This window comes from Bradyrhizobium sp. USDA 372 (assembly GCF_053629095.1).
The window spans coordinates 3592167-3606347 of record NZ_JBRJHR010000001.1 but is presented as its reverse complement, the minus strand read 5'-3'; the positions used below and the strand labels follow the sequence as shown (position 1 = coordinate 3606347).

Sequence of the window (14181 nt, the reverse complement as noted above, 5' to 3'; positions counted from 1 at the left end):
ACTCGCGGCGGGCCCAAAGACCTAAGGGCATGCGCAGCTCTTTCACAAGATCAAAATGAGGGAGATCTTCCATGACCGCATCCGCCGCCGCGGGATCGGGAGTCCCGCATCTCGACGTCGACCCCTTCGACATGACTTTTCTTGCCGACCCCTATCCGGCGCACGAGCTGCTGCGGGAAGCCGGCCCCGTGGTCTATCTCGACAAGTGGAACGTCTACGGCGTGGCGCGCTATGCTGAGGTCCACGCCGTGCTGAACGATCCCGCAACCTTCTGCTCCAGCCGTGGTGTCGGCCTTTCCGACTTCAAGAAGGAGGCGCCTTGGCGGCCGCCGAGCCTGATCCTGGAGGCCGATCCGCCCGCGCACACCCGCACCCGCGCCGTGCTGTCGAAGGTGCTGTCGCCGACGGTGATGAAGCAGGTGCGCGACCGTTTCGCCGCGGCGGCGGAGGAGCGGGTGGATGCGCTGATTGAAAAGCGCAGCTTTGATGCGATCACCGACCTCGCCGAGGCCTACCCGCTGTCGATCTTTCCCGATGCACTCGGGCTCAAGGCGGAAGGCCGCGAGCATCTGATTCCCTATGCCAGCGTCGTGTTCAACGCCTTCGGTCCGCCCAACCAGCTGCGCCAGGAGGCGATCGAACGTTCGATGCCGCACCAGGCCTATGTCGCCGAGCAGTGCCAGCGCGAGAATCTGACACCCGGCGGCTTCGGGGCCTGCATTCATGCGCAGGTCGACGAGGGTGCTATCACGCCCACCGAAGCGCCGCTGCTGGTGCGCTCGCTGCTGTCGGCCGGACTCGACACCACCGTCAACGGCATCGGGGCCGCCGTCTATTGCCTCGCGCGCTTCCCCGATCAGTGGCAGCGCCTACGCGAGGATCTCTCGCTGGCCCGTGGGGCCTTCGAGGAGGCGGTGCGTTTCGAGAGCCCGGTGCAGACCTTCTTCCGCACCACGACGCGGGAGGTCGAGCTGTCCGGCGCGAAGATCGGCGAGGGCGAGAAGGTGCTGATGTTCCTCGCCGCCGCCAATCGCGATCCCAGGCGCTGGGACGACCCCGACCGCTACGACATCACCCGCCGCACCTCCGGCCATGTCGGCTTCGGCTCCGGCATCCACATGTGCGTCGGCCAGCTCGTCGCCCGCCTCGAGGGCGAGGTGATGCTGACGGCGCTGGCGCGCCGCATCGCGAAGATCGAGATCACCGGCGAGCCGAAGCGCCGCTTCAACAACACGCTGCGCGGGCTCGACAGCCTGCCGGTCACCATCACCCCGGCCTGACGAGGAGTCTTGATGCCCGCCATCATCTTTATCCATGCCGACGGCAAACCCGACCGCGTCGAGACCTCTGGCGGCGAGAGCGCCATGCAGGCTGCGACCCGTCACGGCGTCGAGGGCATTTTGGCCGAATGCGGCGGCAATGCGATGTGTGCAACCTGCCACGTCTATGTCGACGAGAGCTGGCTCGCGCGCCTCCCGACGATCGCCGACGATGAGGACGCGCTGCTCGACGGCACCGCCGCCGAGCGGCGGCCGAATAGCCGCTTGTCCTGCCAGATCACCGTTACGTCCGAGCTCGACGGGCTCGTGCTGAGACTGCCGGAGCGGCAGATCTGATTCTCGATTCGCCGGCAACGGCCGGCAACCAACACAGGGGAGGGAATGATGAAGCATCTGAACTGGACGCTCGCGCTGGCCGCGAGCCTGGTGACCGGCGCGGCGAGCGCGGAAATATCGGACAACGTCGTGCGCATCGGCGTGCTCAACGACATCTCGGGCATCTTCCAGGACACCAACGGCATGGGCTCGGTCGAGGCCGCGCGCATGGCCGCGGAAGATTTCAACGGCGGGTCTAAGGGCATCAAGGTCGAGATCGTCTATGCCGATCACCAGAACAAGGCCGATGTCGGCAACGCCATCGCGCGCAAATGGCTCGATGTCGAGGGCGTCGATGCCATCGTCGATGTGCCGAACTCGGCCGTCGGCCTCTCCATCAACGCACTCCTGCGCGACAGCCGCATGACCTTCCTTGCGTCCTCGACGGCGAGTTCGGATCTCACCGGCAAGGCGTGCTCGCCCAACACCATCCAATGGGTCAACGACGCCTGGGCAACTGGCAACACCACGGCGGCCGCGATGATGTCGCGCGGCGGCAAGGACTGGTATTTCCTCACGGTCGATTACGCGCTCGGCAAGGGCATCGAGGCGGAGGCGCAGAAATACATCGAGGGACACGGCGGCAAGGTGCTGGGCTCGTCCAAGCATCCGCTCGGCACCTCCGATTTCGCCTCCTTCCTGCTGCAGGCGCAAAGCTCGAAGGCGCAGGTGATCGGGCTCGCCAATGCAGGGGGTGATACCATCAACGCGGTGAAGCAGGCCGCCGAGTTCGGCATCCAGCAGAGCGGGCAGAAGCTCGTCGCCTTCCTGCTCTTCATCAACGATGTTCACGGCATGGGCATCAAGGTGGCGCAGGGCCTCCAGCTCATGGAAGCCTTCTACTGGGACATGAACGACGACACCCGCGCATTTGCAAAACGTTTTGCCGCGCGTCCCGGCATGAACGGCAAGATGCCGAGCGGCAACCAGGCCGGCGTCTATGCTTCCACGCTCGCTTATCTCAACGCCGTCGCCGCCACCGGAAGCGACAATGCCAAGCAGGTCGTGCCCGAGATGAAGAAGTTCAAGGGCAAGGACAAGCTGTTCGGTGACACCACGATCCGCCAGGACGGTCGCGTCGTGCATCCGATGTACCTGTTCGAGGTGAAGAAGCCGGAGGAGTCGAAATATCCGTACGACTATTACAAGCTAGTCTCGACCATTCCCGCCGATCAGGCGTTCCGCCCGCTGGCGGAAGGCGGATGCGAGCTGGTGAAGTAAAAGGTGTTGTACCTCCGACGCTTCGGCGGCACTTGCCAAATTAAGAGATGGAGGTAATAATTATAACATATAACTAAATAGGGAGGTTCGCCATGAGGACTGGCTTGATATCAACCGTCGCGCTGGCCGCGCTTCTGGCATCGACCGCGCTGGCTCGGGCCGAGGGCGAGGCCTGCTCGCCGGTCGCCACCGCTTCGCTCGGCATCTCCGGTGTCGAGATCACCGGGTCCAAAACGCAGGACGCGGCCAACGGTCTCCCGAAGCATTGCATCGTGACGGGCCTTGCCAACCAGCGCACCGGCGTCGATGGGAAATCCTACGCGATCGGGTTCGAATTGCGATTGCCGGCCGAGTGGAACGGCCGCTTCCTGCATCAGGTGAATGGCGGCAATGACGGCGTGATCGTGCCCGCTCTTGGCAGCCTGCCCGAGGGGTTAGCCTTCGGTGGCAAAGTGCCACTGGCGCGCGGCTTTGCCGTGCTGTCGTCGGACAGTGGTCATTCCGGCTCGGACCCGGCGAACAAGTCGCTGGGCCTGACTGCCGGCGCGGCGTTCGGCCTCGATCCGCAGGCGCGGCGCGACTATGGCTATGCCGCCGACATGACGCTGTCGCCGGTCGCAAAGCAAATCATTGCCCTTCACTACGGGCGCAAGCCGGATCGCTCCTATATGGCGGGATGCTCGAACGGTGGGCGTCATGCCATGGTGGCGGCGTCGCGCATGCCGGAAAATTACGACGGGTTCCTCGTCGGCAATCCTGGCTTCGACCTGCCGCGCGCTGCGATCCAGCACGCCTGGGACGTGCAGGCCTTCCTGAAGGCTGATCCCGATCTGCGCAAGTCCATCACCAAGGAGGACGCTCAGCTCGTTTCCTCGCGCATTACGGAGGCCTGCGATGCGCTCGACGGCGTCAAGGATGGGCTGACGGCCAATCTCGCGGCCTGTCAGAAGGCTTTCGATCTCAAGAGCTTGGTCTGCGCGCCGGGGCAGAACAGCACCTGCTTGTCCGAAGCCAAGGTCGACGCCCTGAAGATGAGCCTCGCCGGACCGAAGAATTCGAAAGGTGAGGCGCTCTATTCCGACTGGCCTCTCGATGGTGGCATCGGCACGGGCAATTGGCGCACCTGGAAGGTCGAGAGCCCTGTCGCGCCCTGGAATAACTATCCGATCATCGCCACCATGGGCGCAGCGTCGCTGAACTACATCTTCTCGACACCGCCAGTCGTGGTCGAAGGCAGCAATGAGAAGCTGGTCGAGGCACTGAAGGCCTATGACTTCGACAAGGACGCGCCGAAGGTTTTCGCCAAGGACGCGACCTTCACAGAATCGGCCATGGACTTCATGACGCCGCCCGACATCGATGATCCCAAGCTCGCATCGCTCCAGAGGTCCGGCGGCAAGATGCTGATCTATCACGGCCAGGCCGATCCAGTGTTCTCGGTGAACGACACCATCCGCTGGTACGATCGGCTGAACAAGAACCTGCAGGGGCACGCCGACACGGTCGCGCGCCTGTTCGCGATTCCCGGCGAAACGCATTGCGGTGGCGGCGTCACCCTGGACAAGTTCGATGCGCTGGCCGCGCTAACCGATTGGGTGGAGAACGGCAAGGCGCCCGACCGCATCATCGCGTCGGCCAGTCCCGCCAACAAGGAAGTCCCCGTGTCCTGGAGCCCGGGCCGCACGCGACCGCTCTGCCCTTATCCGAGCTACGCCGCGTATTCCGGCCAGGGCGACAGCGAGGACGCCGCGAATTTCGTTTGCAAGGCGCCGTAGCTCGTCACGCGTCGGCAGGCGCTCGCCCCGGACCAAGTGCGGCGCGTAGCGCTGCGCTGCAGAGCCGGGGCCCATGGTTGTGGGTCCCGGCTCTGCGTCGCGTCATTTCATGCCGCGCCGCGTCCGGGACACGAGGAGCCTACACCACCTTGCTCGACCCCTGCGTGATCAACCGCGCCGCGCGCTGGTCTCGCGCGTAGATCCAGAGCCAGCTCAGCGCAACGCTGAGGCGGTGGCGCAGGCCGATCAGGAAGTAGATGTGGGCGATGCCCCAGATCCACCATGCGATGGCGCCGCGCAGCTTGACCCGGCCGAAATCGATCACGGCGAGCCGCTTGCCGATCTGGGCGAGGCTGCCGGCGTGCTTGTAACGGAACGGACCGGTCGCAGCGCCGCGCAGGCGCGCTCTGATGGTCTCCGCGACATGACGACCCTGCTGCTTGGCGGCCGGCGCGATGCCGGGCACCGGCTTGCCGTCCCAGGCATTGATGCTGACGGTATCGCCGATCGCGAAGATCTCGGGATGGCCTGGAATGGTGAGGTCGGCCTCGACCAGCACGCGCCCGGCGCGATCGCTGGGCGCGCCGAGCCATTCGGCGGCGGGCGAGGCGCGCACGCCAGCGGCCCAGATCCGTGTCTTCGCCTCGAGCAGCTTGCCACCGAACACGACGCCCTCGCGGTTGATCTCGGTGACGGCTTGGCCGAGCACGACCTCGACGCCGATCCTTTCCAGCGAGGCCTGCGCATAGGCCGAGAGCTCGTCGGGAAAGCCGGCGAGCACGCGCGGACCCGCCTCGATCAGCACGACGCGTGCCTTGTGCGTGTCGATGTTGCGGAAGTCGCCGGGCAGGGTGTGATGCGCCATCTCGGCGATGGTGCCAGCGAGCTCGACGCCGGTCGGGCCGGCGCCGACGATGACGAACGTCAGCCGTGCCGCGCGCCGCGCGGGATCCGTCTCGCGCTCGGCGCGCTCGAACGCCACGAGGATGTGCCGGCGCAAGGTGGTCGCGTCCTCCAGCGTCTTCAGGCCCGGCGCCCATGCCTCCCATTCGTCGTGGCCGAAATAAGCATGCCGCGCGCCGGTGGCCAGCACCAGCGTGTCGTAAGGCACCTCGCTGCCGTCATCGATCAGCACGCAGCGTCGCTCGGCATCGACGCCGCTCACGGTCGCAAACAGCGTCGTCACCTCGCGTCGGTCGCGCATGAGATGGCGGATCGGCCAGGCGATCTCGCTGGTCGCGAGCGAGGCGGTCGCGACCTGGTAGAGCAGCGGCTGGAACAGATGGTGATTGCGGCGGTCGATCAGCGTGATCTCCACCGGCGCGCCCGCAAGCCGGTAAGTCGCCTCCAGCCCGCCGAAGCCGGCTCCGACGATGACGACGCGGTGGGGATTTGCGGCCATGATTTAACCCTCGAATCTCGCTGCTGCGCCTCTTCATTTAAGTGCGGATTGGGCCCCGCGGTCCAATAGCCGTCATCAATCGTCGCATAGGCCTGATGTATCGATCCGGCGCGAAAAAGCGCCGCAGCCTCCGTCCAAGTGAGTAGAATTATATTTCTTGCCATCTCCGATCGGGGCGAAATATGGTGCAAAGGCAGGCGCTGAGCCATTGGCGGCGCGACAGATTTTGCGTTTCAATAGAGACAGGCCTGGAGCGGCGATCACCCCGCTTCCGGGACCGATAATAAGGAGGGGAGTTGTTATGAGGACGGCATTCTGGCTGGCGGGCGCAGCGGCGCTGGTGCTGGCAGGCCCGGCATCCGCCGGCGACACCATCAAGATCGGTTTCGTCTCGACCTTCAGCGGCCCGACCGCCGTGATCGGCAACGACATGCGCAATTCCTTCGAGCTCGCGCTCGATCATCTCGGCCGCAAGATGGACGGCAAGCCGGTCGAGGTGATCTACGAGGACGACGGCCAGAAGCCCGACGTCGGCAAGCAGAAGACCGAGAAGCTGGTGCAATCCGACAAGGTCGATTTCATCGTCGGCTACATCTGGTCGAACGTGCTCTTGGCCTCGCTCAAGACCGTAGTGGACTCGCAGACCTTCCTGATCTCGGCCAATGCCGGTCCGTCGCAGCTCGCGGGCGAGCTATGCTCGCCTTACGTGTTCTCGACCTCCTGGCAGAACGACCAGACGCCGCAGGCGGTCGGCACCTATATGAACCAGAAGGGCGTCAAATCGGTGTTCCTGATCGGCCCGAACTACGCCGCCGGCAAGGACATGCTGGCGGGCGTCAAGAGCACCTTCAAGGGGCAGGTCGTGGGCGAGGAATACACGGTGTGGCCGAGCCAGCTCGACTTCTCGGCCGAGCTCTCCAAGGCGCGTGCCTCGGGCGCCGAGTCGATCTTCGTGTTCTATCCAGGTGCTGCGGGCGTGCAATTCCTGAACCAATATGCGCAGGCCGGGCTGAAGAGCACGATGCCGCTCTATACCGCCTTCACCATCGACGAGCTCTCGCTGCCGCTCCAGAAGGAGAACGCGCTCGGGGTGCCCGGCGCGCAGCAATGGGTCAACGACCTCCCCAACGAGCAGAACAAGCGCTTCGTCGCCGACTACCGCAAGAAGTATCCCGGCTTGCGGCCGACCTTCTACGGCGCGCAGTCCTACGACGCCGCGAACCTGATCAACAGCGCCGTCGTCGCCGTGAAGGGCGACACCAGCAAGAAGGACGCCATGAAGGCCGAAATGGAGAAGGCCAACTTCAAATCGGTGCGCGGCGCGTTCAAGTTCGGCAACAACCACATTCCGATCCAGAACTTCTACCTGCAGGACGTGGTCAAGGATTCCGAAGGCCAGCTCGCCCTGAAGACCGTCGCCACCATTGTCGAGAACGACCAGGATCGTTTCCACGACAAGTGCAAGATGAAGTGAGGCTTTGCCTCTCCCTCTCCTCGCAAGCGGGGAGAGGGCCTCCTAACTATCTCCTCCGTCATTGCGAGCGCAGCGAAGCAATCCAGAATTTTTCCGCGGAGAGATTCTGGATTGCTTCGTCGCAAGAGCTCCTCGCAATGACGGCGTGGAGAGAGTGTCCTACACCCTCGGCATGCTGGCCGGGCGCACCTCGCGCGCCTGCGCTGCGAGCCTGATGCCGGCGTTGGCCGCACCAAAGCCCTGATAATCCCTGCGTTCGACGATCTCGAAAAAGAAGCGCTCGTCGAAGATGTGGGTGTAGACCTGGAAGAACTCGCCGTCGCCCTCGCGGTCGTAGAGGATGTGGTTGGCGCGCAGCTGCGCCATCAGTTCGGGCGAAAGATCGTATTTGGCTTCGATGTCGTCGTAGTAATTGTCGGGGATGTCCAGGAAGCCCGCGCCGCGCTGGCGCATCGCGGCCACGGTCGCAAAAATATCCTGGCACGCGAAGGCGACATGCTGCACGCCCGAGCCGAAGAACTCCGAGATGAAGCGCGCCGGCAGGGTGCGGTTGGCGGAGGAGCCGTTGAGCACGAAGCGCAAGCTCTGGTCGGCGTTGATGACGGCCTGGCTCTGCACGAGGCCTCGCGGGTCGGCGATCTCCATCTGCGGCAGGCGCTTCAGGTCGAGAATGCCGGTGTAGAACAGCAGCCAGGACAGCATTTCGTCATAGGGCATCGACTGCGCGATGTGGTCGACGGCGAGCAGGGCATCGGCGCTTGCATCGCTTGAAACAGGCTCGAAATCGGTGTCCCAGTTCTTGCCGGCCTGGTCGAGAAAATAGAGCAGACTGCCGCCGACGCCGTGGATCGCGGGAATCTCCAGCTCGCCCGGCCCGACCGGCTGGTAGAAGGTGCGCGCCTTCAGCGTCTCGGCGCGCTGCATGGCGCGGCCGGCATCGTCGACGTCGAGCGCGATGGCGCAGACGCCGGGACCGTGGGTGACATAGTGGGAATGCGCAAAGCCGTCGGTCTCGCAATTGATGACGAGCTCGACCTTGCCCTGCGACCAGCGCTCCACCGCTTTGCTGCGGTGCTGGCCGCTCTTGCGGAAGCCGAGCTGTGAGAACAGGCGGGCAAGCTCGCCGGCCTTGCTCTCGTTGACGGCAAACTCGATGAAGCCGGTGCCGCGGCTCTTCGCCTTCGGGGCCAGCGGCTTGCCGGCATAATTCGGCCAATCCGGTGCGAGCTGGTCCTCCAGCAGGATCAGCGAGCGCAGGCCGTCGACCGCAGTCTGCGCGGCCGAGCCGGCGCGGAACTGGTCGTTGAAGATTTCCAGCGACAGCGGCCCGGCATAGCCGGTCGCCGCGATCGCCGCCATGAACTCGCCGACCGGCAGGTCGCCCTGGCCGGGAAAGGAGCGGAAGTGCCGGCTCCACGACAGGATGTCCAGCTCGAGCCTCGGCGCGTCGGCGAGCTGCACCAGAAAGATCTTGTCGCCGGGGATCGAGGCCATGGCGCGGGTCGGAAAGCTAGGGGCCAGCGCGTGAAAGCTGTCGAGGATGACGCCGATCGCGGGATGATCGGCGCGCCGCACGATCTCCCAGGCGTCGCGATAATCGTTGACGTGGCGGCCCCAGGCCAGCGCCTCGTAGCCGACGCGCAAGCCGCGTCTGGCGGCGCGCTCGCCGAGCTCGCGAAAATCGTCCGCAGCGCGGTCGATGCCGCCGAGCGAGGCGGGCGAGACGTTGGAGCAGATCAGCAAGAGATCGGTGCCGAGCTCCTGCATCAGATCGAACTTGCGCTCCGCGCGGGCGAAGTTGCGCGCGCGCTGCGGCTGCGGCATGCCCTCGAAATCGCGGAACGGCTGGAACGCACAGATCTCGAGATCGAGGTCCGCGCACATCTTCGCGATGTCGCGCGGGCCGGCGCCGAATGACAGCAGATCGTTCTCGAAGATCTCGACCGCATCGAAGCCGGCGGCGGCGATGGCGCGGAGCTTTTCGTCGAGCGCGCCGGAGAGGGAGACGGTGGCGATCGAGCGCTTGTTCATGCGGCCTGCTCCAGGATCTGCCCCGGCGAGATCGTTTGCCCGGTGCGCGCGGCCTCGCTGACGGCTTCGACGACGGCGAGCGTTCCCATCGCGTCCTCGACCGAGATCAGCGGCTGTTCGCGGCCGGCGATCACGGCGCAGAAATGCCGGAGCTGCTCGACCAGCGGATCGAACCCGGGCGGCGCGATGGTCGCGCGCGACAGCGGCGCGTACCAGCCGGGTTGCTGTGCGTAGGACCACAGCTCCATGTTCGGCACGGAGAGCGAACCCGCGGTGCCTGAGAAGATGTAGCAGGGCTGGTCCTGCTTGGGATAGTCCCGGTTCTCGCCCGAGGCGAGCTCCCAGCTCCACGGCGCCGGCGTCGCATCCGACACGGTCACCGTTCCCAGCGCGCCGCTCGCAAAGCGCAGCAGCAGCGCGGCAGTGTCCTCGACCGCGAAGCCGCGCACCTTGTTCGAGGTCAGCGCCTGCACCTCGACGATCTCGCCGCAGATGAAGCGGAGATTGTCGATGTCGTGAATGAGATTGAGCAGCAGCGGCCCGCCGCCTGCTTCGCGCCGCCAGGCGACCTCGAAATAATCGTCGGGCTTCTTCAACAGCCACAGCCCGACCACGGCCGTAAGCTGGCCGAGCTTTCCGTTCGTCACGGCCTCGCGCGCCGACTTGATGATGGGATTATGCCGGCGGTGGTGGCCGACCAGCATCGGCACGCCGGTGCGTCTCACCGCTGCGCACAGGCGCCGTGCGGTGGCGACCGTCTCGGTCACCGGCTTCTCGATCAAAGCCGGCACGCCGGCTTCGGCGCAGTCGAGCGCCATCGGCAAGTGCAGCGTGTTGGGCGAGGCGATGATGAGGCCGTCGGGCTTCGCTTGTCCCAGCAGCGCACGATGATCGGGATAGCAGGGCACGTTGTGCGCCAAGGCCAAATCCGTCGCGGCGGGCGAGGGGTCGGCGATGCCAGCGAGCTCGCAGTCCTTTGATGCCGCGATCACCTCGATATGGCGACGGCCGATCAGGCCGGCGCCGGCCACGGCGATCCGCATTTTCGCGCTCATGCTGCACTCTCCTCCATGGCGCCACCGAGGAAGAGCTGCCCGATGCGCGGATCATTCAAAATGCGCTTGGCGTCGTCGACCATGCGGGTCTGGCCAAGCTCGAGCACGATGCCGATGTCGGAGATCTCCAGCGCCGAGCGTGCGTTCTGCTCGATCATCAGGATGGTGACGCCGCGGTCGCGCAAGCTCTTGAGGATGTCGAAGGTCTGCTGCACCATCAGCGGTGACAGGCCGATCGAAGGCTCGTCGACCAGCACCAGCTTCGGCTCGAGCAGCAGGGAGCGGGCGATCTCGAGCTGCTTCTGCTCGCCGCCGGAGAGCGTCGAGGCCTGCTGCGCGGACTTGCGCCGCAATGCCGGAAACAGGTCGAGCGCCGCCTCGATCCGTTTGGGCAGGTCGAGGCCCTTGTCGGCCGCGACGCCGCCGAGCTCGATGTTGTGGCGCACCGACAGCTCGGGAAAGATGTTGCGGCCCTGGGGCACATAGCAGATGCCGGCATTGAGCAGCGCGCGCTGGCTCAAACTGGTGACGTCGCGGCCGGAAAAGCTGATCTTGCCCTCACGCAGCTTGAGCAGGCCGAAGATCGCCTTGAACACGGTCGACTTGCCGGCGCCGTTCGGGCCAATGATCGTCGTGATCGTGGCTGAAGGAACGGCAAACGTCGTGCCGTTCAAGATCGTCATCTTGCCGTAGCCGCCGACGAGATTGTGGACCGAGAGGATCGGGTCGCTCATCGCTCGCTCCCTACAGCATGATCCGGAAAAGTGCGCAGCGGTTTTCCGACAAGATCATGCTCAAACAATAAAACCAAAGCGCGATGACAATTCATTGTAATCTCCATCGCGCTTTAGTGTCCGAGATAGGCTTCGATCACGGCGGAGTTCTTGCGGACCTCGTCGGGCCGGCCCATCGCCAGCACCTTGCCTTCCGCCATCACCATCACGCGCGAGCACAGCGACATCACGAACTCCATGTTGTGCTCGATCACGACGAAGGTGGCGTTCTTCTCGCGGTTGATCGCGACCAGACGCTCCCTGAGGTCCGCCAGCATCGACGGGTTGACGCCACCGGCGGGCTCGTCGAGCAGCACCAGGCGCGGGCCGCCCATGAAGGCCATGGCGGCATCGAGCAGCTTTTGCTGACCGTAGGAGAGACCACCGGCTGGCTCGTCGGCGAGATGGTCGAGCTTGAAGAAGCCGATCATCTGGTTGGCGGCCTCGGTCAGCCCGGCATCGGAGCGGCCGATCAGGCGCGAGGCCATGTTGCCCTGGTGCTCCTGTCCGGCGAGGATCAGGTTCTCGCGCACCGACAGCTTTGGGAACACCTGCAGCAGCTGGAAGGTGCGGCTGACGCCGAGCTTGTTGAGCTCGGAGGGGCGCAGGCCCGTGACGACCTGCCCGTCGAGCTTGACCTCGCCGCCTGTCGGCGTGAGCTGGCCGAGGATGCAGTTGAACAGCGTGGACTTGCCGCAGCCGTTCGGCCCGATCAGGCCGAGGATCTCGCCCTCGCGCACGTCGAACGAGACCCCGTTGACGGCGTGGATGCCGCCAAAGCTCTTCTTGATGTCGGTGACTTCGAGGACCGAGCTCATCGCGCCGTCTCCAGGCGCGACTTTGCGACGGCGCGCAGCGCGGAGGCCGCCTTGGTGCGGCGTTCGGCGAGATAGCGGTCGAGGATTCCGAGAATGCCCGTCGGCGACCAGATCAGCAGCAGCATCACGGCGACCGCGTAGAGCATCAGGTAATAGCCTTCCGTGAAGCGCAGCCATTCCGGCAGCAGCACCGCGATCATCGCGCCGAGGAACGGACCGAAATAGAAGCCGGCGCCGCCGACGATCACCATCAGCAGGAGGTCGAGCGAGAGCGACAGGTTGAACGGCACCGGATCGATATATTGCGTCAACGGCGCGTAGAGCGCGCCGGCGACGCCGCCGAGCGCCGAGCCGATCGCGAAGGCCATCAGCGTGTAGCGCCGCGTATCGACGCCGAGCGATTGCGCGCGCAAGGGATTTTCCCGCAGCGCCATGAAGGCGCGGCCCCAGGGCGAACGGATCAGCCACCACACCGCGAGCGAGACGATCGCGAGCGAGCCGAGGCAGACATAGTAGAACGGCAGCGGCTTGTTGGTCGCGATGCCGAAGATGTGCGGGCGCGGGATGTTGGAGATGCCGTAGATGCCCCCGGTGAGCCAGCTCTCGTTGCGGAACACCAGGAAGGCCAGGGTGGAGAAGGCCAGGGTGACGAAGGCGAGGTAATGGTGCTGCACGCGCAGCGCGGGATAGCCGAGCACCCAGCCGATCGCAAAGCTCAAGCCGATCGCGACCAGGATCGCCGCCGGCAGCGGCCAGCCATGCGTGGTCATGATCGCGGCCGCATAGGCGCCGATGCCGACGAAGGCGCCCTGCGCCAGCGAGACCTGGCCGGCATAGCCGAGCGTGAGATTGAGCCCCATCGCCGCGATGCTCATCACCGCCCACTGGCTGAGGATGAACAGGCCGTAGCGGTTGAAGTTCATGGGGACGATGATCAGCGCGGCGATGATGGCAAGGCCGAGCGTGATCTTCAGGGGTTTGGCGAAGCCGCTCATACGGTGCGCTCCTCGGCACGGCCGAGCAAGCCCTGCGGCCGGAACAGGATGACGGCGATCAGGAAGATCATCGGCACGGCGGCGCGGTACTGCGTCGAGACATAGGCCGCCGCGAGATTGTCGAGCACGCCGATCAAGAGGCCGCCGACGATCGCGCCGCGCACCTGGTTGAAGCCGCCGACGATCGCGGCGATGAAGGCGGCCTGGCCCAGCACCTCACCGGACGAGAATTTTGCGAGGTAGATCGGCGTGATCAGCAGCGAGGCCAGCGCCACCAGGAAGGCGTTGATCAGGAAGGTCAGCAGGATCATGCGCTCGACCGGCACGCCGATGATGCGCGCCACCGTCGGGTTCTGCGCCGCCGCCTGCATCTGGTGGCCGAGCGAGGTACGGTTCAGCAGCGTGGTCAGGCCGAGAACGGCGAGAATGGCGACCGCGAGCACGCCGATGCTCTGCAGCGACACGGCATGGCCGAGGATGGAGACGTCGCCGGTCGGCACGATCGAGGGGAACGGCGAAGCCTCGGCGCTGAAGAACTGCTTGACGGCCTCCTTGATGCCGATCGCGAGCGCCATGGTCGCGATCGCGAGCGGCAGCACGCCATGGCGCATCATCGGATCCACCAGCAGCAGCTTGAAGGCGAGGCCGAGCAGGATCATCGACAAGAGGATGCCGAGGATGATCGCGAGCCAGAACGGCGCGCCGACATGCATCGCCGCCAGCATCAGGAACGCCGGCAGCATCACGAACTCGCCTTGCGCGAAATTGATGGTCTGCGAGGTCTGCCACAGCAGCGTGAAGCCGACCGCAACCAGCGCGTAGATCGCGCCGGTGGCGAGTCCCGCGACCAGAAGATCGAATAGATTGGACATTTTCCCCTCTCTCTTCTCCCTCTCCCCGCTTGCGGGGAGAGGGTTGGGGTGAGGGGGAGTCTCCGCGAGGTCGCTGACAGTCGGACTCGTGGAGGCTCCCCCTCACCCGG

At 65.2% G+C, this 14181-nt stretch carries 12 protein-coding genes; 5 read left to right on the top strand and 7 right to left on the bottom strand.

All coding sequences use genetic code 11. The features are described from left to right. The first annotated feature begins 71 nt into the window (after positions 1-71). The 4 genes from AB7M16_RS17140 (at position 72) to AB7M16_RS17125 (ending at position 4651) form a co-directional block, all read left to right on the top strand. Positions 72-1280 (top strand): cytochrome P450, encoded by a 1209-nt coding sequence (locus AB7M16_RS17140; protein WP_453944598.1) that lies wholly within the window; start codon positions 72-74, stop codon positions 1278-1280. A 12-nt stretch (positions 1281-1292) separates the two neighbouring features. Next, complete coding sequence (locus tag AB7M16_RS17135; RefSeq protein ID WP_453944597.1) at positions 1293-1616, top strand: 2Fe-2S iron-sulfur cluster-binding protein; 324 nt, start codon at positions 1293-1295, stop codon at positions 1614-1616. A 48-nt stretch (positions 1617-1664) separates the two neighbouring features. Next, positions 1665-2876: an ABC transporter substrate-binding protein gene (locus AB7M16_RS17130; RefSeq protein ID WP_453947211.1), complete on the top strand. Its 1212-nt coding sequence runs from the start codon at positions 1665-1667 to the stop codon at positions 2874-2876. Positions 2877-2968: 92 nt separating this feature from the next. Continuing rightward, positions 2969-4651, top strand: a complete 1683-nt coding sequence (locus AB7M16_RS17125) for a tannase/feruloyl esterase family alpha/beta hydrolase (RefSeq protein ID WP_453944596.1) — start codon at positions 2969-2971, stop codon at positions 4649-4651. 139 nt (positions 4652-4790) lie between these two features. Here AB7M16_RS17125 and AB7M16_RS17120 read toward each other — a convergent pair whose 3' ends face one another. After that, positions 4791-6053 carry an NAD(P)/FAD-dependent oxidoreductase gene (locus AB7M16_RS17120; RefSeq protein WP_453944595.1) on the bottom strand — a complete coding sequence of 421 codons (1263 nt, stop codon included), beginning with the start codon at positions 6051-6053 and terminating at the stop codon, positions 4791-4793. A 301-nt stretch (positions 6054-6354) separates the two neighbouring features. Between AB7M16_RS17120 and AB7M16_RS17115 the strand changes: the two genes are divergently transcribed. Beyond that, a complete protein-coding gene (locus tag AB7M16_RS17115) occupies positions 6355-7527 on the top strand; it encodes an ABC transporter substrate-binding protein (RefSeq protein ID WP_172786161.1) in 1173 nt (390 codons plus the stop codon). A 159-nt stretch (positions 7528-7686) separates the two neighbouring features. Here AB7M16_RS17115 and AB7M16_RS17110 read toward each other — a convergent pair whose 3' ends face one another. The 6 genes from AB7M16_RS17110 to AB7M16_RS17085 form a co-directional block, all read right to left on the bottom strand. Continuing rightward, positions 7687-9558: a bifunctional sugar phosphate isomerase/epimerase/4-hydroxyphenylpyruvate dioxygenase family protein gene (locus tag AB7M16_RS17110; protein ID WP_453944594.1), complete on the bottom strand. Its 1872-nt coding sequence runs from the start codon at positions 9556-9558 to the stop codon at positions 7687-7689. Next, a complete protein-coding gene (locus AB7M16_RS17105; protein WP_453944593.1) occupies positions 9555-10613 on the bottom strand; it encodes a Gfo/Idh/MocA family protein in 1059 nt (352 codons plus the stop codon). The genes AB7M16_RS17110 and AB7M16_RS17105 overlap by 4 nt, the downstream gene beginning before the upstream one ends. Next, positions 10610-11347 carry an ABC transporter ATP-binding protein gene (locus AB7M16_RS17100; RefSeq protein ID WP_453944592.1) on the bottom strand — a complete coding sequence of 246 codons (738 nt, stop codon included), beginning with the start codon at positions 11345-11347 and terminating at the stop codon, positions 10610-10612. The genes AB7M16_RS17105 and AB7M16_RS17100 overlap by 4 nt, the downstream gene beginning before the upstream one ends. A 113-nt stretch (positions 11348-11460) precedes the next feature. After that, entirely contained in the window at positions 11461-12204 is a 744-nt protein-coding gene (locus AB7M16_RS17095) for an ABC transporter ATP-binding protein (protein WP_453944591.1), read from the bottom strand. Further along, positions 12201-13199, bottom strand: a complete 999-nt coding sequence (locus AB7M16_RS17090; protein WP_453944590.1) for a branched-chain amino acid ABC transporter permease — start codon at positions 13197-13199, stop codon at positions 12201-12203. The genes AB7M16_RS17095 and AB7M16_RS17090 overlap by 4 nt, the downstream gene beginning before the upstream one ends. Further along, complete coding sequence (locus AB7M16_RS17085; RefSeq protein ID WP_212256014.1) at positions 13196-14071, bottom strand: branched-chain amino acid ABC transporter permease; 876 nt, start codon at positions 14069-14071, stop codon at positions 13196-13198. Before AB7M16_RS17085 ends, AB7M16_RS17090 begins: the two co-directional genes overlap by 4 nt. Positions 14072-14181: the final 110 nt, after the last annotated feature.